Here is a 21568-nt window from a genome sequence, read left to right on the forward strand (position 1 = left end):
ATAGCGGGATCGTGCCAAAAACGAAGCCCGTCGCTGCGGTGCATGCGGCCTCGAGCATCACGCCATATTCACGCAGGCGGAAGGTGAGCCAGAAATTGTGACCAGTCCATCGAGGGGGACACTGAGATTTCGTAGGCCTCACCGCTGTCTACGCCGGACTCGATGCAGATGCTGAAGAACGCAGGCGCCCCCCTGCCCGGCACGCAGGCGTAATAGCAGTCGCCGTTACCGTGGTTGTTGTAGCGGCCGAAGATCAGCACCCCGTCGCGCAGGGTCAGATTCCCGCCGCAGGCATCGAGCCCGTGATCGCGGTCCCCGGGCGCCAGGTTCCGTTGCACCGGCCCGCTGGCATCAGCGTCGTGCAGGAACCCCTGTTCGAGATAGGCGCGCAGGTCGTCGGCGATCCCGCTGCGGAACAGGTCGCGGGCGAACGCGGTGGCCTGGCTGCCGAACAGCAGGAAATCGTGCTCGCGCGTGCCCAGGGCCTGCTCGCGGTCGGCCCCGAGAACGGAGGCGTCCGCTGCGGTGAGGCCCGGTGTGCTGGAAAGTGCGGCAGGACGGCCGGCGCCGTTGATGATCATTGCAAGTGCTCCCGGAATCGGTGGTCCAGCGGCGGCCGGGGCTCGCACCCCGGCCGTCGCACCTTGACATGGTGCCGCATCCGCATGCGGCGCGCCTCAGAATCCCTCGGCTTCATACTCCGTCCGCGTCCAGAGCCGCGGCACCGGCCGCGGCGGCGGCGATGCCAGCAGCTGCTCCTCGGCCCATTGGCGGACATCGGGCTTCTTCAACTCGGCGGCGGCCATCTGCCGAATGTCGTTTTCGGAATGGCCTGCACCCTCCCATGCGACGCGGTGCTTCTCCATCACCCGCAGCATGGCCTGCTCCGACCGCCACTCCAGAGCCTCGGTCGGCGTGTCGAAGTGATAGAACAGGGTAAGTTTGACACCGGGCAGCATCTCCTCCAACTCGGCCAGGCGGCGATCACAGCTGTAGGAACAGGGGTTGCTGTCGGACAGGATGCCGACCTTTCCCTTGACCTTCGGTATCGGGCCCCTTCCATCGAGAAGGTCCGCGATCGCAGGCACCGCCTTCTTCAATGCGTCAAACCAGCCCTTCAGGATCTTGCTCTCGCTGCATGAGCGGATCTGATACAGGTAGTAGTCGCCGGGAGTCAGGGATTTTGCATTGCTTGCCAGCAGACTTCCCTCGCCAACGTACTGCCGCATTGCCTCCGAGAGCGACTTGCCATCCAGTGCGTCGAACTCCGCGTCGGTCAGCTCGGCGAACGACCGGGCCTGCTTCCCGCCCGGCACCGTCACCTGCAGGTCGCGCTCGGTCAGGGTAATCTTCTTCGACGCCTGCCCCGGTTCGGCCAGCTTGCCTACCGACGGCATCAGGTCTGCACCCAGCGGATAGTCCGCACGGAACAGGCCGCTCTGCATCGGCTTGCCCTCGGCCTGTGCAGCGGGCAGGAACACGCGGCGCACCGGCACCGGCTTGACGAAGTTTTCCGGGTGCATCCATGCCCGCGGCACGGTACTCAAGGCGAAACCACTGTCCGGGAAGTCCGGTGATGGACCCAGCGGCACCCCGTCGTACGCGATGTCGTCGAGACGGTAGTAGGCCGCGTTCATCAGGTCGTAGCCGTTCAAGGTGCGGAAGTTCTTCTTCTGCAGCTCCTTCATGCGTGCGGCGTCGACCGCTGGCAGGGATTGCTTCTCCAGCTTGAGCTGCATCATGCGGCTGGTCAGCGCCTTCAGTTCGCGTTCTTCCGCGCGCAGGCCGGTGTAGGTCCGGTCCAGTTCGTGCCGCATCGCGCCCAGGCTGCGCTGCATGTCGTCACGCAGTGCAATCATGTCCGGACCCAGCGAGATGCTGTCCGGGGGATCGCAGTCCGCCGAACGGCGGGTGCGTTCGTGGGGCCGTGCCTCACTGTTGGGGCTGCTGTCGGGCACCGGCTTGAGCGGTCCCCTCAGGCTGCAGCGCTGCGCGATCGGCATCTGCTTCATCTGCTCGACCACTTCGCGCCGCAGCGTGGTTGCGTCGCCCAACCGTCGTTTTTCGGGTGCGGCAAGCTGTTCGAACAACGCGTCCTGCCAGTGCGTATGTGCCTTGTGCTGCGCATCCGACACGATCAGTGCGCCGCCCGTGCCAGGGCTGAAGACCAGCCGTGCTTCGGCAACCCCGGGCGTTGCCGAGCCGACCAGCAGCACAGAACCGCCCGGGCCATCGTCACGCACCTTGATGGTGCGGCCCGGCAGTGCCGACTGCAGGTGGGTGCCCAGTTGCTGCACATCGGCAAGTGTTCCGAAGGCGTCGTTCACCACCGCCTGGCGTTGCTGCCGCTGCGTCCGGCTGGTGAGCGTGTCGGCCACGATCGCGCGGATGTCCGTGGAGAATATCCACGATTCCACCTCGCGCTTCTGCAGGCCGTTGGAGCGGGTGATGATCTCTTCCGCCTCGGCCTTGGTGAGATCGGGGAAGTGTTTGACCAGGTTGTCCGCTGCCGTTGGCAGGCGGTGCTGGGCGGCGATCCAGCGTTGCCAGGTGAGGCGGCTCTGCGCCGGGTCGGCCTTGATCACCCTGCCCAGCTCGTTGCGCACCGCCTGCAGCAGCGCGTCGCGGCCGGTGTCCGCCGGTAGTTTCAGCCGCGTGGCCAGGGCGGTTGCGTCGGCAGCGTCGACCAGGGCCTCGATGCCGGGCAAGGTGCGCGTGTCGGCCACTTCCACCATCAGCCCGACGGGACCGCGGCCGAAACGTGCGCCTCGGGTCCACTCGCCGATGGTGTCGACATAGGTTTCCACACCCTTGCCGTTGCCCAGTACAGGGCTGTCGGCCCAGGCGCGCATGATGATCGCCTCGTCGCCGGGCATGCCCAGCGATTCAGGGTCGCCGAGAATGCGCTGCACACGCTGGTCGATGGTGAGCTCCTGCACCACGTGGCGCAGGTCGGCACTGGGTGAGGAATCACGCGAACGCACGCCGAACACCGCCTCCAGCTCGTCCAGCTTCTCCGGCGGCAGGTTTTCCGCCTCCGGCAGGCGGCTCACCCACCCGCGCCCGCCCACCGGCGACAGCGTGGTGGTGCCGCGGTGCGTCGGCGGGCGCTCCTGCCGGTACCAGGCGTTGTTCCTGAATTCCACCGGCGGACCTGGCGCCTCGGATGCATCAGGCATGCGCAGGCGCACATCGCGGCCATCGGTCACCGCTTCGACGAAAAGACCTTCCTGCCGGATATATGTACGGTCCCGCTGCCGGTACAGCAGGCCGCCACCGGCGAGCGGTTGTTCCAGCATGGGCAGCGCTGCGGTCGCCAATGCGTTGTCCGACACCGCGAAGCCCTGGTTGACCAGTCCGTCGGCGCTGAACCCCCGCCGCTGCAGGCGCAGCTGGCGCACTGCAGCGGTCGCCTCGGCGATGCTGCCCAGGCTGCGCTTGCCGAGCTGGTACAGCAGGCCTGGGATCGCGGTGATCTGGGCCGGGTCGAGCAGGTCGACCACCCCCCCGCCGATCTCGAGGATGCCGTCATCGACCAGGCCGCGCTCCAGGTAAACCAGGCCCCGGTGGAAACTATCGACCACCACCCCCAGCGTGCCGGCCAGGCACAGCAGCGTGCCGGTGCCGCCACTGGCGAGAGAACACAACGCGCCCACGCCGATCGTGCCGATCATCCTGAGCGTCTCGGCCAGCTGCTCGTGCGGGCTCACCGTAAGCTCGTCCACATCGTCGATACGCGCGGCGATCAGCGTGGCCGCCGCCGCCTGCGGCCCACGCGTGGCCGCGAAGCCGAACGGGATGCCGCGCGAGCTGGCGGTATGCTCGAACGCCCCGGCCAGGTCCGGGTGGTAGCGATACTGCGCGCGGGCGCGAACGTAGGCTTCGGCCTCGGGTCGGCGCAGCCAGAGGGCAAAGGCGCGCTCGTCCAGCACCTGGTCGCCGTAGGGGGTATCGGGCAGGAACACATGGCGACCGGCAGGCGTCTGGATCGCCCACAGCCCCACCAGCGGGTGGCCTTTGAGCGTCACTACCTGCAGGGTCGAGGTCTGCTTGCCGACCGGGTCGAGCTGCGTGTGCGCCGTTTGCAGCGCGGCGTGGGTGGCGGCGTCCAGCAGGCCGTCCTGTCGGGCCACCTCGATCATCCACGCGGTACGCGCGCGGATCTGGTTGCCCAGCGCAGCGGCGAAGGCCCTGCCCTCCCCGGTGCGCGGCAGCGCGCGCAGGTGCTCAATGTAGGCCGTGGCCAGCCGGTTGCTGGTGGCGAAGCTCTCCAGCTCGCCACAGATCGCCCGGCGCAGCGCCGGGTCGGCCAGCCGCGCGGTGAGCTCGGTGTCCACCCCGCCCTGCGCGTCACCGCGCCACGCCACCAGCTGCATCGCGTCCAGCGTCGCATCGTCCAGCCAGGTGGCTTGCGGCAGCCGGGCATTGGGCATGCCGGCCGCGTCGGGCGCCCAGTCCGGGGCATTCAGCGGTACCGGCGGCCGGGGCAGCCCGTGCTGCTGCCAGCCGCGGGTCGCCCAACGGGTCAGGTCCATGTGCTGCTCGCCCAGCTGCAGGCGGACCCGGCTCGGATCGAAGCCCGCCAGCGAGCCTTCGAAACCGGCCATCCGCAGCGCGCCCACCATGGCGTCGGTAACGCTGGGCTGCGCGTGCGTGTCCAGGGTCTGCAGGGCGCTGTCGCGGCGCTGCTCGTAGGCGGCGTCCGCCGCTACGTTGGCAATGCCCAGCGGGCTCCAGCGCAGCAGGTTGCGGCCCAGCTGTTGCTGCGCCAGCGCCTGCCCGTGATTGACCAGCGTGTCGGCCCACTGCTGGCGCGCCCCGTCGGCGTGGTCGACCGGAGTGAAGGCAAGGGTGAAGCTTGCGGCCGGGTTCCATGCCTGCGGCCCGCGCTGGCCGCTCTGGTAAAGCGCGAGGCGCTTTTCCCAGTCATCGACCAGTTTCAGCAGTTCGCGACGGTGCTCCGGCGGCGCGGCCTGCACGATGTCGTCGCCCAGGCTGCGTTGCACCCCGCCTTCGGCGGCGAAGGCACCGCTGCGGGCGCGCTGGGTATCCAGGAACTCGCGGAACGCGTCTTCGTCGCCGAATGCCTGGAAACGCGACAGGTCCGAGCGGTACAGCACCACCTGGCCGCGCAGCCCCTCGTCCTTGGCGGCGCTGCGCAGCACCAGGTAGTTCGGCACCGGCACCGTAATCGCGCTGCCGTCGGGCAGCCGGTCCACATAGGTCAACGTGGCGCGTTCGACCGCGCCGGTGCCCTGCAGGAAGCCCAGCACCACCTCCGCACCGCGCCGATGCGCGTCGCCGCTGCCCAGCCGGCCCAGCGCCTTGGCCTTGAGCGCGTCCAGCACCAGCTGCGCCTGCACGGCTGCACTGAGCGCCGGCCGCGCCTGTTCGACTCGGGCGGCGATGTCCACGCGCAGGCGGCTGGCGTCGGCACTGGCCAGCGCCTGCCTGAGCTGGGCCCACTCACGCGGGGTGACCGGCAGGTCATCGCGCAGGAACGACGCCTCACCGGCGCGCGGCCGCGACAGGCAGTACGCGAGCAGCGGCAGGCGGTCGTCCACCTGCATCCCGGCCACGTCCTTGTGCGGCAGACGCACTTCGATGTCCATCCAGTTTCCCTGCCACCCCGCTTTCTGCAGCAGTTCTTCCATCACCGCATCAGCCGCGTTGTCCACCGCGTCCAGGGTGGGGGCGATCCTGCGAAGCGCCTGCCAGTGGCCGACCAGCAGTTCCTGTTCCGAGGCCGACAATCGCGCCACCCATTCCCAGCCGGGCTGCGTGGCGATGTCGCGCGCTACCGCTACCGACCACAGACGCATCGACTGCAGCTGCTGCATCAGGGCGGGATCGGCGCGCAGTGCATCCAGCTGCGCGGTCGACACACCGTGCCGCTGCAGGTCGGTTTCCTGTTCGCCTGCGCTGTAGGCGGTGGCGGCGGGTGCCGCGCGCCGCGCGCGACCGCTACGCTGAGTGGGCTCCAGTTCGCCCAGCAACAGGTCCAGCCCGGTACCCCAGTGGCCGTCCCGCAACCCAACCACCTCGCCGGCCAGCTGTTCGGCGAGCGCGATCGGCGTGGCGGCGGAGGTGTCGGGCCAGAAATAGCGCTTCAAGCCAATCACTGCCGCACCCGCACCGGTTACCGTCGCTGCCGCTGCCAGCGCCAGCGGCGTCCGTCGCAGATTGGGGAACATGCGCGCGGTGGTAGCCGCTCCCGTCGCCACTTCAACTGTTTCGGGCGACATCAGCGGCTCGGTGACCACCTCGCGCAGTGCCGAGCCACTCATCAAGGTCATTTCCACTGAGGGTGCGGCCTGTGGCACCGACTGGAAGCCACCCCGTGCCGCATGGCCCAAGGTGGCAATGCCGGCGCCCAGCCACGCAAGCCAACCGCTCTGCGGGCGGCTGCCCGGTGACGTCGCCGCATCGGCCGGCTGCGGTGCGGCAAGCGCGGCGGCAGGTTCGCGGGTCGGCCCCCCTGCCTGCAGGGTGCCGGGCGCGCGTGACGCTTCAAACGTCACCGGCTCAAGGCTGTCGATGGTCGGGCGGATTCGTGGCGGGCCCGACCGCATGCCCCGGTCCGCCCAGCGCTGGAACTCGATCCGTTGTGCCTTTTCCTCCGGGCCTGGACGCAGTGCGCGTTGGTCGCGTTCGACCGGCGCGTCTGTTTCCCCATTGGCGGCCACCGCGCCCGGTGCAAGCAGCGCCCCGCCCACGCCGTTGAGCACGGCGATGCGTTGCCAATGCAACGGCAGTTCGGCGATGAAGCGACCGATCCCCTGCAGCTTCCCCGCCGGCTTTGGCAGCGAGCGTTGCACCTGCCAGAGCAGCGCGGCCACCGCCAGCGCCGACACCAGGTGTCCGCCGCCGAGGTTGGGGCGCAGCTGCGCGTCGGCTTGGCCAATCTGCTCATGCAGGTTCCACAACCCGGTCCGGATCGCCTCCGGCAGCGACTGCACCAGTGCGTCGAACTGGTCATGTGTGCGCAGCGACGGCAATGCCGCTGCCAACGATGGCAGAACCGCCGCGAGGCTGCTCCAGCTGCCGTTGATGGCGGCGCGGGCGAGCTGTCCCGCCGTCAACGCATTGCCGGCCCAGCTGGGCAGTTCGGCCAACAGGGTGCCCCAGGCCGCGCGACCGAGCACGCCATCCAGCAGGTTGATGCCGAGGTCGCGCAGGACGGCCACGTCATGGCCACGCGCGGCAAGTGCCTGCTCCATACGCTCGGTCACCACGTCGCGCGCTTCCACGGTGTTGGCAGCAGCGAGGTGCGTTTCCAGCATGCGTACCAGCGCGCGGCTTTCAGGCGCGCCGGTGGCGAGGATTGCATCCCTCACCGCGGCTTCGCGCGGACTCAGCGGTACCGCCCGCGAGGAAACCGCCGGTCTCTTCGGCGCCGTCGCATTGCCGACCCTGGTGGGTGTATGTGTGTTGTGCACGTCCTTCTCCGCATCGGTATCGGCCAGCGCGGCGAAGCGGTTGAGGGTAGAAACGGCGGGAACGACGTGGGGCAGCTTGGGCATGCGGCGGTACTTCCGTGCAAAGCGGGGGCGAGCCGCGCAGGACGCACGCGACGTGTCGGTGCCGCGTGGAAGTGCGGCGCCGGATGATCACGCGGCGCTGGGAAATACCGATTGCACGAATTTATCGTTTTCTGATTTTTCCTAAGAAACGCTCAATCAATATTCAGATTGATTGCAGTTTTCGTCGCATTCGAGCAAATGCGCATAAAAAGAAAGCGCCCGAACCAGTCGGGCGCTTTCAAGGGTGAGACGCGATCAGGCTGTTGCCGTCAGCTGGACAGATGCTCGATCGCCGCCACGCTGCCCAGGCGGTCGCCCAGGCGCTTGAGCAGCGCCAGACGGTTGCCGCGCAGTGCGGGATCTTCCGCGTTGACCATCACCGCATCGAAGAACGCATCCACCTGCGGGCGCAGGCGGGCCAGGCGCGCCAGCACGCTGACGTAGTCCTTCTGGTGCAGGCTGGCATTGCTGTCGTCGATGGCCGCTTCGACGGCTTCAGCCAGTTCGCTCTCGGCCGGTTCGGCCAGCAGGGCCGGATCGACCATGCCGTGAATCGCCCCCTCGGCCTTGCGCAGGATGTTGCGGATGCGCTTGTTGGCGGCGGCCAGCGCTTCGGCTTCCGGCAGCGCGGCGAAGATGCCGATGGCGTCGATGCGGCGGTCGAAGTCGTACAGCGAGGCCGGCTTCAGTTCGGCCACGGCGTTGAAGTGCGTGGCCGGCACACCCTTGTCGGCGTAGTAGCCGCGCAGGCGGTCGATGATGAAGTCGTACAGCTCCTCCGGCATGGCCTCGGTCTTACGCTCGGCACTGGGCTGCACCGCCGCCGGCAGGCCGGCAAAGGCCGTTTCCAGCAGCGCGCGCAGGTCCAGCTCGAAGCCGGATTCAATGATCGTGCGCGCCAGGCCCAGCGCGTTGCGGCGCAGTGCGAACGGGTCCTTGTTGCCGGTCGGCTTCAAGCCTGCGGCAAAACCACCGGCCAGGGTGTCGGCACGCTCGGCGATGGCCAGTACCTTGCCCAGGTCCGACAGCGCGATGTCATCGCCACCGAAGCGCGGCTGGTAGGCCTCATCGATCGCCAGCGCGACGTCGGGCGATTCGCCACCCGTCACCGCGTAATGGCGGCCGGCAATGCCCTGCAGCTCGGGGAACTCGTTGACCATGCGCGACTGCAGGTCGTTCTTGGCGAGCACCGCGGCGCGCCTGGCCAGTACCGGATCCGCGCCCACCTGCGGTGCAATAAGCCCGGCCAGTGCCACCACGCGCTGCACCTTGTCGGCCACTGAGCCGAGCTTGGCCTGGTAGGTGACGGTCTTGAGACCCTCGCCCATGGATTCCAGGCCCTGCTTGAGGTCTTCGTCGAAGAAGAACTTGGCATCGGCAAAGCGCGGGCGGATCACCCGCTCGTAGCCCTTGGCCACTTCGGCCACGTTCTTCGATTCGATGTTGGCGATGCCGATGAACTTCTCGGTCAGCTTGCCGCTGTTGTCCAGTACCGGGAAGAACTTCTGGTTGATTTCCATCGTCTCGATCAGCGCTTCCTGCGGGACCGCCAGGAAATCGCGTTCGAAACTGCACAGCACCGGCGCCGGCCATTCAACCAGGTTGACCACCTGTTCCAGGTTGTCATCGGTGATGCGCGCCTGGCCACCGGCGGCGGTGGCTTGGGCATTTACCGCCTCCACGATGCGGCTGCGGCGCGCGTCGGCGTCCACCAGCACATAAGCGGCCTGCAGCGAACTGACGTAGTCGTCCGGCGAGGACAGCCACACGGTCTTGTCGTGCATGAAACGATGGCCGCGGCTCATGCGGTCGGACTTCAGGCCCAGCACTTCGGCCTCGATCACGTCCTTGCCGTGCAGCAGCACCAGCCAATGCACCGGGCGAGCGAAGCCGTAGGCGTGCCTGCCCCAGCGCATCGGCTTGGGAATGGGCATGGCGGCAATCGCTTCGGCCAGGATCTCCGGCAGCAGCGCCGCGGTGCGCGCACCCGGGGTCACCGAACGGTGCACGAAACGCTCGCCCTTGGCATCGCTGGTGCGCTCCAGCGCGGTCCAGTCGATCCCGGCCTTGGCCGCGAAACCCTGCAGCGCCTTGGTCGGCTGGCCATCGGCGTCCAGCGCGATGTTCAGGTACGGGCCCAGCACTTCACCGCGCTGTTCCGGCTGCTCCACGGCCACGCCGGGCAGCAGCACCGCCAGCCGGCGCGGGGTGGACAGCGGCTTGGCGTCGCCGCGTTCCACTTCCACGCCACGCTTGGCCAGGCCGTCCACCACGCCATCGAAGAATGCCTGGGCCAGGCCCGGCAGCGCCTTCACGGGCAGTTCTTCGGTACCCAGTTCAATCAGCAGCGGCAGCATCGTGCTCATGCCCGCACCTCCTTGGCCGCCACCGCTTCGAGGCGCTTGGCTTCATACAGTTTCGCCACCGCCTGGGCCAGCGCGCGCACGCGCAGGATGTAGCGCTGGCGCTCGGTCACGCTGATCGCGCGGCGCGCATCCAGCAGGTTGAACGAATGGCTGGCCTTGCACACCTGCTCGTAGGCCGGCAGCGGCAGGCCCACCTCCACCAGCTTCTGCGCTTCCTTCTCGCACGCGTCGAAGCGGTGGAACAGTTCTTCCACGTCGGCGTACTCGAAGTTGTAGGTGCTCTGCTCCACTTCGTTCTGCAGGTACACATCGCCGTAGGTCACCGGCGTGCCGTCGGGCCCGTAGGTCCAGACCAGGTCATACACGTTGTCGCAGTTCTGCAGGTACATGCACAGGCGTTCAAGACCGTAGGTGATCTCGCCCAGCACCGGCTTGCACTCCAGGCCACCGGCCTGCTGGAAGTAGGTGAACTGGGTCACCTCCATGCCGTTGAGCCAGACTTCCCAGCCCAGGCCCCAGGCGCCCAGGGTCGGCGATTCCCAGTTGTCCTCGACGAAACGCAGGTCGTGCACCAGCGGGTCGATGCCCAGTGCCTTCAGCGAATCCAGGTACAGCTGCTGGATGTTGTCCGGGCTGGGCTTCATCGCCACCTGGTACTGGTAGTAGCGCTGCAGGCGGTTGGGGTTTTCGCCGTAGCGGCCATCGGTCGGGCGGCGCGAGGGCTGCACGTACGCGGCATTCCAGCTTTCCGGGCCGATCGAGCGCAGGAAGGTGGCCGGGTGGAAGGTGCCGGCACCGACCTCCAGGTCCAGCGGCTGGATCAGCACGCAGCCCTGCTGCGCCCAATACTGGTTGAGGGTCTGGATCAGGCCCTGGAAAGTGATCGGAACGTTCTGGGTCGCGGACATGCGGCGGAGTCTTGCCTGCTCAGGGGGTGCGCTAGTATAGCGACGGACCGCCCGCCGGCATTCCAGGCAAGCTGCCATCACGCCGTGCAGGCCCCGCTCCGAGGATTCTGGCGCCATGGAACACCGCTCACCGGCAACGCTCGCCCCCGTTCCTGCTCCGGGGCCCCTGCCGCCGGGCCGGCTGGATTTCGATCAGGTGGCGGCCGCCATGGTGGCCGACGGGCTGGTCGCGGCCAGTGATGTGGAGCGCATCCGCTTTTCCGGTCAAGGCGCCCGCAATGCCAGCGAGGTGCACCCGCTGGTGCTGCTGGCCAACCTGAAGCTGGCGGCCGCCTCCGGCGGAGAGCTGGGCCTGGAACGGCTGACCGATTGGCTGGCCACCCGAACCGGCACCCGCTACCTGCGCATCGATCCCACCCGGGTGGACGTGGCGGCGGTGACCGCGCTGGTCTCCCATGCCTATGCCCGCCGCCATCGGTTCCTGCCGCTGGCGGTGGACAGCGAGCGGCTGCTGGTGGCCACCAGCGAGCCGCTGGCCCAGGAGTGGCTGCTCGACCTGCAGCACCTGGCCCGGCGCCGGATCGAGCTGGCCATGGTCAACCCGCTGGACCTGCACCGCTACACGATGGAGTTCTACGGGGTGACCCGGTCGGTGCGCGGGGCGCGCGGCGATGTGCGCGGCGAGGCCAGCGGCATCCTGCCCAGCTTCGAGCAGCTGGTGGAGCTGGGCCGCTCCGGCGATGTGAACGCCGATGACCAGCACGTGGTGCACATCGTGGACTGGCTGCTGCAGTACGCCTTCGAGCAGCGCGCCTCGGACATCCACCTGGAACCGCGCCGTGACATGGGGCGCATGCGTTTCCGCATCGACGGCGTGCTGCACAAGGTGTTCGAGGTGCCGCCGGCGGTGATGACCGCCATGGTCAGCCGGATCAAAGTGCTGGGCCGCATGGACCTGGCCGAGCGTCGACGGCCGCAGGATGGCCGCATCAAGACCCGCTCGCCGGGTGGGCGCGAGGTGGAAATGCGCCTGTCGACCATGCCCACCGCCTTTGGCGAGAAGTGCGTGATGCGCATCTTCGACCCGGATGCGGCCTTCAAGAGCATCGACCAGCTCGGTTTCAGCCCACAGGAAGCGGCTGGCTGGACCGCGCTGGTGGAGCGCCCGCACGGCATCGTGCTGGTCACCGGCCCGACCGGTTCGGGCAAGACCACCACCCTGTATTCCACCCTGAAGCGGCTGGCAACCCCGGACGTGAACGTGTGCACGGTGGAGGATCCGATCGAGATGATCGCGCCGGAATTCAACCAGATGCAGGTGCAGACCAACATCGACCTGGACTTCGCCGCCGGCGTACGCACCCTGCTGCGGCAGGATCCGGACATCATCATGATCGGCGAAATCCGCGACCTGGAAACGGCCCAGATGGCCGTGCAGGCGTCGCTGACCGGCCATCTGGTGCTGTCCACGCTGCACACCAACGATGCGCCTTCGGCGATCACCCGGCTGCTCGACCTGGGCGTGCCGCATTACCTGTTGGCCAGCACCATCAACGGGGTCCTGGCCCAGCGCCTGGTCCGCACGTTGTGCCCGCACTGCAAGGTGCCCAAGCCGCTCAGCGCGGCCCAATGGGCGGTGCTGGCTGATGCCGATGAGGCATTACCAGAGTCACCCACGCCATATGCGCCGGCCGGTTGCCTCGACTGCCGGCGCACCGGCTACATGGGCCGGGTAGGCCTGTATGAGTTGCTGCCATTGAGTTCGCGGCTGCGCGGGCTGATCCGGGCGGACATGGATCTGGCCGGTTTCAACCGGGCCGCACGTGCTGAAGGAGTACGAACCCTTCGCCGCGCGGGGCTTGAAAAGGTGGCGGCAGGGCTGACTACAATCGAGGAAGTCCTCAGCGTGCTGCCTCCCCCCGATGAACCGCTCGCCTTTCCTGATTCTTGAAACCGGCCAACCGGTCGCTTCGCTGCGCCGGTACGGCCGTTTTCCGCACTGGATCCGGGTCGCGGCGGGGCTGGATGCGGACGAGACGGTGGTGGTGGACGTGGAGCACGGCGGCGAGCTGCCCGACCACCGCGATTTCGCCGGGGTGATCATCAGCGGCTCGGCCGCCTACGTGACCGACCGCGCCGACTGGAGCGAGCGCAGCGCGCAGTGGCTGCGCACCGCCGCGCATGACAACCGCCCGGTGTTCGGCATCTGCTACGGCCACCAGCTGCTTGCACATGCGCTGGGCGGTGAGGTGGCCTACAACCCGGCGGGGCGCGAGTCGGGCACGATCGAGCTGGCGCTGGAGCCCTCGGCGGTGGACGACCCGCTATTCGCGGGCCTGCCGGCGCGCTTCCCGGCCCATGCCACCCACCTGCAGACGGTGCTGCGCGCGCCGGAGGGCGCGGCCATCCTGGCGCGCTCGGCGCAGGACAACTGCCACGCCTTCCGCTGGGGCCAGCAGGCCTGGGGCGTGCAGTTCCACCCGGAGTTCGCCACCCACCACATGCGCGGCTACGTGCGGGCGCGTGCCGAGTGCATCGGTCGCCACGGCGGCTGCGCGCGCAGCGTGGCGCGCGGGGTCAGTGCGGCCCCGCTGGCCCGCCAGCTGCTGCGCCGGTTCGTCCGCCAGGCGCGCAACAACTGAAAGACCGCCGGGAGCGACCTTTCCTTCAGGTGATGGGCACGGAAAACAGGGATAATCGTTGGTATTCGGGGCGTACGCGCCCTTCCCCCTGTTCCGGAATGGTATGAGCGAAATTCGCAAGCTGCCCGCCTCGGCGGGCGCCCAATGGCTGCTGGACGCGTTCACCCTGTATCGCCGCGCACCGCTGCAGCTGGCGGTCCTTGGCGTGATCGGCATGCTGGTCAGTTCGCTGATCCTGGTGCTGGCGCAGGCATTGCCGAGCTGGCTCGGCGTGTTGCTGCAGCTGGTGTCGGTGGCGGTAGGCCCGCTGGTGTTCGGCGGCATGCTGGTGGCGGTGAGCGAAGTGGCCCAGGGCCACCGCGCCATGCCGACCCACCTGCTGCAGCCGATCCGCGACCGCCGCGTGAGCCACCTGCTGGTGCCGCTGGCGATCCAGCTGATCGCGGTGATTGCGCTGGGTACGCTGTTGTACGTGATGATGGGCCCCGACGGCCTGACTGCCACGGCCGAGATGTTCCGCAAAATGCAGGAGCTGCAGCAGTCCGGCGCCACGCCGAGCAATGAGCAGACCATGGCGCTGATGGCCGGCGTACCGGTGGTGCGCATCCTGCTGTGGCTGCTGATTGCATTCGGCACGTTCGTGGCGCTGAGCATGGCGATGTTCACCCAGCCGGCGCTGGTGGTGTTCGACCACCAGAGCGGCATGCACGCGCTGCGCATGAGCCTGCAGGGCTGCATCCGCAATTTCGGCGCGATGGCGGTGTTCATGCTGCTGGGCCTGATCGCGGCGATGTGCATCTACTTCGTGATGATCATCGTGATGCAGCTGGCGCTGATGGCCGGCGGCGCCGGTGCAGCCGCGTTCGTGATGCAGCTGACCAACACCGCGGTGATCATGCCGCTGTACGTAGGTGCGGTATACGCCGCCTGGAACCAGATGTTCGCCCACCGCGGCCGCGCCGCCCCACCGCCGGTACCGCCGTCGAACGGGCCTGGGAATATTTTCGCTGCTTGATTGAGAGCAACAGCGACAGCAACAGCAGCGTTTCAGTTGCTGCGGGCTGGGGCCGGGCGACGGGCAGCCCCCTCCGGGACACGCCGTGAATCCATCCCTGGAGGCTTGTCAAAAACATCCATGTTTTTGACAGTCCCTCCGGGGGCTACCCGCCGCCCGGCCCCGTCATGCATCGCGCTGTGCGGAGGGAAGAGCAGCGTCGCATGGCGTCGCTCTACCGTGCGCGTGCGTATCCGGTAATGCATTGAAAGAATCAAAGACGTAGAGCGACGCCCTGCGTCGCTGCTTTGCTTTGTTTTTGCTCTGCTTTCGTATCCGCACCCGCAATGCACGAGAGGGGAGGCCGGCGGGCAGCCCCTGTAGGGACTGTCAAAAACATGGATGTTTTTGCCAAGCCCCCATGGATGGGTTTACGGCGTGTCCCGTAAGGGGCTGCCCGTCGGCCTCCCCAGCACGTAGCAACCGAAACGCTGCTGTTGAAGCTTAAGAAGCCTGAGGCTCATCGCTCTTCGCGGGCACCAACCACCGCGAAGCATGTATCCCAAGCTCATAAAGCAGGCACATGGGAATCGCCAGCATCAACTGGGAAACCACATCCGGCGGCGTCAGCACCGCAGCCAACACGAAGATGCCCACGATCGCGTACCCACGGCCGTCCTTGAACTGCTGCGGCGTAATCCACCCCAGCAGAGTCAGGATCACCATCGCCACCGGCAGTTCGAAACTGCTGCCGAACGCGAAGAAGATCGCCAGCACGAAATCCAGGTATGCATTCGCATCCGGGGTGATCGCAATCACTTCCGGGCGGAACGTGGTCAGGAAGTGGAAGACCGCCGGCAGCACCAGGAAGTATGCGAACGCGCAGCCGATGTAGAACAGCAACACCGAGGTTGCCAGCAACGGCACCGCCAGGCGCTTTTCGCGCGCATACAGGCCCGGCGCCACGAACGCCCACAGCTGGTACAGCAACCACGGCACCGCGATGAACACGGCCACGAAGAAGGTCAGCTTGAGCGGCGCGAAGAATGCACCGGCCGGGTTGGTCGCGATCATCGACTGCCCGTTGGGCAGCTGAGAGATCAACGGCTGCGCCAACCACGTGTAGATCTGCCGCGAGAACGGCATCAGCCCCAGCAGCACCACGCCCAGCCCGATCAGCGCCCGCATCAGGCGCGCGCGCAGTTCGATCAGGTGTTCGATCAACCCGCTTTCCGGCGACTCGTTACCGCTCATCGCGGGGCCTCCGTCGTCGCAGGCGGCGGATCGCGCGGCGCCTGCCCGTCGATGCCCGGCGGTGCCATCGCATCACGCGGCTCTTCAGGCACGGCCTCAGGCTCGGGTGCCACCACGTGCTGGGCCACGCTCGCCGGCGAACCCGGCGCGGGCCCGGTCATGACCGGCTCGTCGGTGCTGGCTGGCGTATCGCCATCGCGCTGCACCTGGTTGCGCACCTGCTCGGCTTCGCGGCGTACCGCCTCACCACTCGCACGCAGCTGCGCCTCGGTATCGCGCACCGAATCCTGCGCATCGCGGAACTGGCGCTTGATCTCGTCTGCGTGCAGCTCGCGTTCCAGCTCCTGCTTCACCGAATCCCACTGGTTGCGCGCGCGCCGCACCCACAGCCCCGCGAAGCGGGCTGCCTTGGGCAGACGCTCGGGACCCAGCACGACCAACGCTACTACCGCGATGACCAGCAGTTCACTGAAACCGATGTCGAACACGCCATGCCGCCCAGATCAACGCCGGTCGCGGTCGTGCTCGTTCTGCGATGTCGTCGTCGGATCCTGCGGACGCGACTCATCGCTCAGGTGCGCGGTCGGCTTGTCCTCGTCGCGCATGCCCTTCTTGAATTCCTTCACGGCACTGCCAAGGTCCTTGGCGCCACTGGTCAGCTTCTTGGTGCCGAACACCAGCAGAACGATGACCAGTACCACCACCCAATGCCACAAGCTCATACTGCCCATGATGTTCTGCTCGCATTACCCGGTTACAAGGACCTGAGCATAGCGCACCGCCGGTAGGGCGGCGCGCGTGACGAAAGTCAGTTGCCGTCCAGCGATTCGGTACGCACTTCGCCTTCGCCCACCGGCTGGAAGCCCTGCTGCGGTGCCGGCTGCGCCGGAACGGCCTGCAACGGCGCGGTGGTGGCACCGGCATTGGCCTGTTCAGTTACGACCGGCGCTGCCTGGGGCTGCGGGGCCGCCGCACGTGGGGCCGGTGCACTGCCAGCGGTGCCGCGCTTTTCACGTGCCGAATACGTCGCCTCTTCCAGACGGTCGCGGAAGGCCACCACGTCCATCGACGGCGCTTCGCCCATGCGGCCCTCGAACACCATGCGCGGCGTGGTGTTGCTGCCGTACGCGTCCAGGTTCGCCTTATCGTCGATCTGCAGCACCGCACCATCCAGCGCCACGCCGGCAAACAGGCCGCGCGCGCGCGACCACGACCAGATCTCGGCCTTCAGCTGGCCGTCGGTGGCCGCAGCGGCATTGCGGCCCACGGGACCGGCCGCCACGCCGGCATCGGCGCCCAGCGTGAATTTGCCGTTGACGAGATTGTCCAGGCTGCGGTCGTTGCGGAACACCAGCACCACGTCCGAAGACTGCACACCGGCCTGGAAGCCGATGCTGCCGCCGGTGAGCTTCATGAACACCGGGTTGGACCAGCTGCCATCGGCGTTCTTGACCGACATCAGACCGTGGCCACGGCGGCCGCCGATCACCAGGCCTGCCTTGATCGTGTCGGGAATGACCACGATCGCACGGCCTTCGTCCAGCAATTTGTCCGGAATGCCCTGCTCGGGAATATCCTGGATGTCATTCAACACGCGCACCGCGTTGCGGGCGCGCTGGTCCTCCTCCGGCCCGGCCATCGCCTGGGTCGACAACAGGCTGGCGGAGATCAGCAGTACAAGGCTCAAGCGGCGCATGGGTGCTCCAGAAAGGGGAAATACGGACAGCGTCGATACGCTTTCCCCGAAATTAGTGGGGTTCTGATGAATCCGCAATGAGTATGTTCGGTTCAATCGAGCCGCTCGATAGCGGTGATGGCGCGATTCGATCCCGGCCGTCGCGCAGACCTGCGAGAATGGTCCCATGCTCGACGCACCCGATACCGCCGTGCTGGCGGTCAATCTAGGCACACCCGAGACGCCCACCGCCCCGGCGGTGCGGCGTTACCTGGCTGAGTTCCTCAGCGATCGGCGCGTGGTCGCGATTCCGCCGCTGCTGTGGAAGCCCCTGCTGTTCGGGCTGATCCTGCCGCTGCGCAGTGGCCGCTCGGCAGCCAAGTACGCCCAGGTCTGGCTGCCCGACGGCTCTCCCTTGATGGTCTACACGCGCCGCCTGGCCGAAGCCATGCAGCAGCTGATGCCCAATGTGCGCGTACGCCACGCCATGCGTTACGGCGCGCCCGCGCTCACCGCCGAGCTGGACCGGCTGGCTGCCGAAGGCATGCGCCGGATCGTGGTGCTGCCGTTGTACCCGCAGTATTCGACCACCACCACCGCCTCCATCGAAGACCAGGTGCGTGACTGGCAGCCCCGCCATCCGGGCGTCACCGTCACCCTGGTACGCGATTACGCGGTGGACCCGGACTGGGTAGCGGCAGTGGCCGGCAGCATCCGGCAATGGTGGGAGCAGCACGGCCGCGGCGAGCAGCTGGTGTTTTCCTTCCATGGCATTCCGCAGCGCCTCGCCGATGCCGGCGACCCCTATCCGCAGCGCTGCGAAGCCAGTGCGCAGGCGATCGCGCAGGCACTGGGCCTGGCGGATGGCGAGTGGAAGCTCACCTACCAGTCGCGCTTCGGTCGCGAGAAGTGGCTGCAGCCCTATGCCGAACCCACGCTGTGGGCGATGGCCGAACGCGGCGTCAAACAGATCGACGTGGTCTGCCCGGGCTTCGCCACCGACTGCCTGGAAACGCTGGAAGAAGTAGCGATGGGCTTCACCGAAACCGTCGCCGCGCGCGGTGCGCAGATGCGTTACATCCCTTGCCTCAACGCCGATCCCGCGCACGCGCTGGCGTTGTCGCGGCTGAGCATCACGGCGTTGGCATGACGCTCGAACCGTTTGTACTGCCGGTGGCGGGCACCCGCGTGGCCGGCCTGCGTTCGACGCCGACGGCAGGCACGCGTGTGCTGGCGCTGCACGGCTGGCTCGACAACGCCGCCAGCTTCGTGCCGTTGGCCGCAGCACTGCCCGGGCTGGACCTGGTGGCCATCGACCTGCCCGGGCACGGCCACAGCTCGCATATGCCGCCGGGCACGCAGTACAACACCCCGGGCGCGATCTGCCATGTGCTCGACGTAGCCGATGCATTGGGCTGGGAGCGCTTTACGCTGCTCGGCCATTCAATGGGCGCCGGCATTGCCAGCCTCACCGCTGCCGCCGCGCCCGAGCGCGTGGAGCGGTTGATCGCCATTGAAGCGCTCGGTGGCCTGCGTGGGCCGGAAGATGAAACCGCGCAGCGCCTTCGCGAGCATGTGCGCGCCGTGCGCGCGTTGCCATCGAAGAAGCTGCGCGTGTTTTCCGATCTGGCCGCACCGGTGCGCGCGCGCATGATGGCCAACCAGCTCAGCGAGCCCTGCGCGCGCCTGCTGGTTGAACGCGGCGTCATGCCGGTGGAAGGCGGCTACAGCTGGTGCAGCGACCAGCGCCTGATGCTGCCCACCGCGATGCGGTTGAGCGAAGCGCAGATCGACGACCTGCTGGCGGCGATCGAATGCCCCACCCAGGTGATCTACGCGACGCCGGCACAGTCGTACTACCCTGAGCCGCTGCGCAGTGAACGCATCAAGCTGCTTCGCGACGGCCGCCTGGATGTGTTCCCCGGCACCCATCACCTGCACATGGAGCACCCGGCACTGGTGGCCGACGTGATCACGCGCTTCCTCGCCGGCTGACCGCTGCGACACCCTGTCGCACTCAACTTCCAGCGGCGCCAACCGATACCGATGCAGCAGGCACGCGCAGCGTGCCTGTGTCGTCGCTTGCTCCGCCGTGTGCGAAGCCGCGTGTCATCCGGCTTCCAAGGAAGGAGTGCTCTCCCCCATCCACGTCTGTGCAAGGTCTTCCGCCGCTGGGTCGCCGGGCCTCGCATCCGTTTGTCCGCGTTTCAGCGGATGACGTTCCGTTCCGAATTGCTTCTGGAGTTGTCATGTCTGCCAGTCCCCACCCCTCCTCACGTCCACCCGACGCCATGCTGCTGTCACCTGCGTTGCACCCGCGCGGGCAGCGCATCCTCGCGGGGTTGCTCTCCACCGGGCTGGTTTGCGGCCTTGCCGGCGCCCTCTGGCAACACCAGTCCGTCACCGTGCTTGGCATCGCGATGGCGACCGGCGCGCTGGTGGTGCTGGCGCCGCGGGTGCGGCGCAGCAGGGACGCGCTGCGCGCCGAGCTGGCGCGCGTATCAGCAGGTCATGCGCAGCTGCAGGCGCATTGCACCCGCCAGCATGCCGGCGCTGCGGCCGACGCTACCCTGCGCCTGGCATTGGAGGTCTCGCACACGGCGGTGATGATTGCCGATGCGTCCCACGTGATCCGTTATGTAAACCCCGCCGTGGTGCGTCTGCTGCGCAACCAGCAGGCCACCCTGCGCGAGGCGTTTCCGGATTTCGACGCTGACGCCCTCGTGGGCACCAGCATCCATCGCTTCCACGCCAACCCGGATCGCATCCGCGCCATCCTGGACACCCTGCAGGCCACGCACCATGGACGCGTGCGGATCGGCCCCGTGCACTTTGCCCAGGTGGTGAGCCCGATGTTCGACGCGGCCGGAGCGCGCGTCGGCTTCGCCGTGGAATGGCACGACCGTACCCAGGAGCTGGTGCTGGAGACGGCCGTGGCCGAGATCGTCGATGCCGCGGCGCGCGGCGACCTGGACCGGCGCCTGCCACGCGCCGACAGCGGTGCCGCCTTCATGGATGGCCTCACCACCGGCATCAACCAACTGCTGGAGCGGGTGGGCAGCACCGTCGGCGATCTTCGCCGCGTGTTGTCGGCCTTGGCTGAGGGTGATCTGGGCCAGCGCATGGAGGGCGACTACGAGGGATCGTTCGCCGCCATGCAGCGCGATGCGAATGCGACGGCGATCCAGCTGGGCAGCATGGTCGAACGCATCCGGCGCAGTGCCGGCGCCATCGCGCTGGGCGCTGAGGAAATCGCAAGTGGCAACCATGACCTCTCCACCCGTACGGAGCGGCAGGCAGCACATCTCGAGGAAACGGCCTGTTCGATGGAAGAGCTTACGGCCACGGTTCGACAGAACGCCGAGCATGCACACAAGGCCAGCGCGCTCGCGCGAGGGGCGCAGGAAGTGGCCGAGCGTGGCAGCGCCGTGGTGGGGCGCGTGGTCAGCACCATGGACAGCATCCACGGCGCATCCAAGCGGATCGGCGAGATCACCGGCGTCATCGATGGGATCGCCTTCCAGACCAACATCCTTGCCCTCAATGCGGCGGTGGAAGCGGCGCGCGCCGGTGACCAGGGCCGTGGCTTCGCGGTGGTGGCCAGCGAAGTACGCAGCCTGGCACAACGTTCGGCCGAGGCGGCGCGTGAGATCCGGCAGTTGATCGATGCATCGGTCAGCGAGGTCGCCGATGGCGCCCGGTTGGCGCAGGACGCCGGCCACACCATGCAGGAAATCGTGGGCAGCGTGGCGGGGGTCAGCGAGATCATGGCGAGCATTGCGTCGGCCTCGCAGGAGCAGGCCGCCGGCATCGACCAGATCAACCAGACCGTGGTGCAGATGGACGAAGCCACCCAGCAGAACGCCGCGCTGGTCGAAGAAGCCAGCGCTGCCGCGCGCGAGCTGGAGCAGCAGGCAGCAGGCCTGACCGAGGCCGTTGCAGCGTTCCGTTGAGGGGTTGTGCGTATCGACTGACAGTCGATACCGACCTGGTAGATCACGACCGTTGGTCGTGATGCGCGAAAGGCGCCCTGCGGGGCGCCTTTTTCATGCGTTGGGCGGGTGCCACTGTTGGTCGGCACGCTTTGACGCAAAGAAAAAACCCCGCTGCGTAAGCAGCGGGGTTTTTGGGGTGTAAACCCTGGCGATGACCTACTCTCGCATGGCTTGAGCCACACTACCATCGGCGCAGCTGCGTTTCACTTCC

General features: G+C 67.6%; 14 protein-coding genes. 6 read left to right on the top strand and 8 right to left on the bottom strand.

The window, feature by feature from the left end; genetic code table 11:
* Positions 1-68: 68 nt before the first annotated feature.
* The 4 genes from V9K91_RS04500 to glyQ form a co-directional block, all read right to left on the bottom strand.
* Positions 69-581, bottom strand: coding sequence for a hypothetical protein (locus V9K91_RS04500; RefSeq protein WP_336442784.1), 513 nt, complete (start codon positions 579-581; stop codon positions 69-71).
* A 96-nt stretch (positions 582-677) separates the two neighbouring features.
* A complete protein-coding gene (locus tag V9K91_RS04505) occupies positions 678-7523 on the bottom strand; it encodes a hypothetical protein (RefSeq protein ID WP_336442785.1) in 6846 nt (2281 codons plus the stop codon).
* A 269-nt stretch (positions 7524-7792) separates the two neighbouring features.
* Positions 7793-9889 (bottom strand): glycine--tRNA ligase subunit beta, encoded by a 2097-nt coding sequence (gene glyS / locus V9K91_RS04510; RefSeq protein ID WP_336442786.1) that lies wholly within the window; start codon positions 9887-9889, stop codon positions 7793-7795.
* A complete protein-coding gene (gene glyQ, locus V9K91_RS04515; protein ID WP_306987225.1) occupies positions 9886-10797 on the bottom strand; it encodes a glycine--tRNA ligase subunit alpha in 912 nt (303 codons plus the stop codon). The genes glyS and glyQ overlap by 4 nt, the downstream gene beginning before the upstream one ends.
* A gap of 115 nt (positions 10798-10912) precedes the next feature.
* Between glyQ and V9K91_RS04520 the strand changes: the two genes are divergently transcribed.
* The 3 genes from V9K91_RS04520 (at position 10913) to V9K91_RS04530 (ending at position 14454) form a co-directional block, all read left to right on the top strand.
* Positions 10913-12748 (top strand): GspE/PulE family protein, encoded by a 1836-nt coding sequence (locus tag V9K91_RS04520; protein WP_306987224.1) that lies wholly within the window; start codon positions 10913-10915, stop codon positions 12746-12748.
* A complete protein-coding gene (locus V9K91_RS04525; RefSeq protein ID WP_068847921.1) occupies positions 12720-13439 on the top strand; it encodes a glutamine amidotransferase in 720 nt (239 codons plus the stop codon). The genes V9K91_RS04520 and V9K91_RS04525 overlap by 29 nt, the downstream gene beginning before the upstream one ends.
* Positions 13440-13542: 103 nt before the next feature.
* Positions 13543-14454 (top strand): BPSS1780 family membrane protein, encoded by a 912-nt coding sequence (locus V9K91_RS04530; RefSeq protein ID WP_184126062.1) that lies wholly within the window; start codon positions 13543-13545, stop codon positions 14452-14454.
* Between the two features lie 483 nt (positions 14455-14937).
* On the opposite strand, the gene tatC is transcribed toward V9K91_RS04530, so the two are convergent.
* The 4 genes from tatC to V9K91_RS04550 all read right to left on the bottom strand — a co-directional run bounded on the left by tatC (position 14938) and on the right by V9K91_RS04550 (position 17383).
* Positions 14938-15687: a twin-arginine translocase subunit TatC gene (gene tatC / locus V9K91_RS04535; RefSeq protein ID WP_249833366.1), complete on the bottom strand. Its 750-nt coding sequence runs from the start codon at positions 15685-15687 to the stop codon at positions 14938-14940.
* Positions 15684-16175: a Sec-independent protein translocase protein TatB gene (gene tatB / locus V9K91_RS04540; protein ID WP_068847927.1), complete on the bottom strand. Its 492-nt coding sequence runs from the start codon at positions 16173-16175 to the stop codon at positions 15684-15686. Before tatB ends, tatC begins: the two co-directional genes overlap by 4 nt.
* A gap of 15 nt (positions 16176-16190) precedes the next feature.
* Positions 16191-16418: a Sec-independent protein translocase subunit TatA gene (tatA, locus tag V9K91_RS04545; protein ID WP_068847929.1), complete on the bottom strand. Its 228-nt coding sequence runs from the start codon at positions 16416-16418 to the stop codon at positions 16191-16193.
* Positions 16419-16495: 77 nt separating this feature from the next.
* Positions 16496-17383 (bottom strand): YSC84-related protein, encoded by an 888-nt coding sequence (locus tag V9K91_RS04550; RefSeq protein ID WP_249833367.1) that lies wholly within the window; start codon positions 17381-17383, stop codon positions 16496-16498.
* A gap of 166 nt (positions 17384-17549) precedes the next feature.
* Between V9K91_RS04550 and hemH the strand changes: the two genes are divergently transcribed.
* The 3 genes from hemH (at position 17550) to V9K91_RS04565 (ending at position 21315) form a co-directional block, all read left to right on the top strand.
* Positions 17550-18512: a ferrochelatase gene (hemH, locus tag V9K91_RS04555; protein WP_217538945.1), complete on the top strand. Its 963-nt coding sequence runs from the start codon at positions 17550-17552 to the stop codon at positions 18510-18512.
* Entirely contained in the window at positions 18509-19357 is an 849-nt protein-coding gene (locus V9K91_RS04560) for an alpha/beta hydrolase (RefSeq protein WP_320457668.1), read from the top strand. The genes hemH and V9K91_RS04560 overlap by 4 nt, the downstream gene beginning before the upstream one ends.
* A 254-nt stretch (positions 19358-19611) precedes the next feature.
* Entirely contained in the window at positions 19612-21315 is a 1704-nt protein-coding gene (locus V9K91_RS04565) for a methyl-accepting chemotaxis protein (RefSeq protein WP_336442787.1), read from the top strand.
* Positions 21316-21568: the final 253 nt, after the last annotated feature.

The organism is Stenotrophomonas sp. CCNWLW57 (assembly GCF_037203925.1).
GTDB lineage: Bacteria > Pseudomonadota > Gammaproteobacteria > Xanthomonadales > Xanthomonadaceae > Stenotrophomonas > Stenotrophomonas rhizophila_A.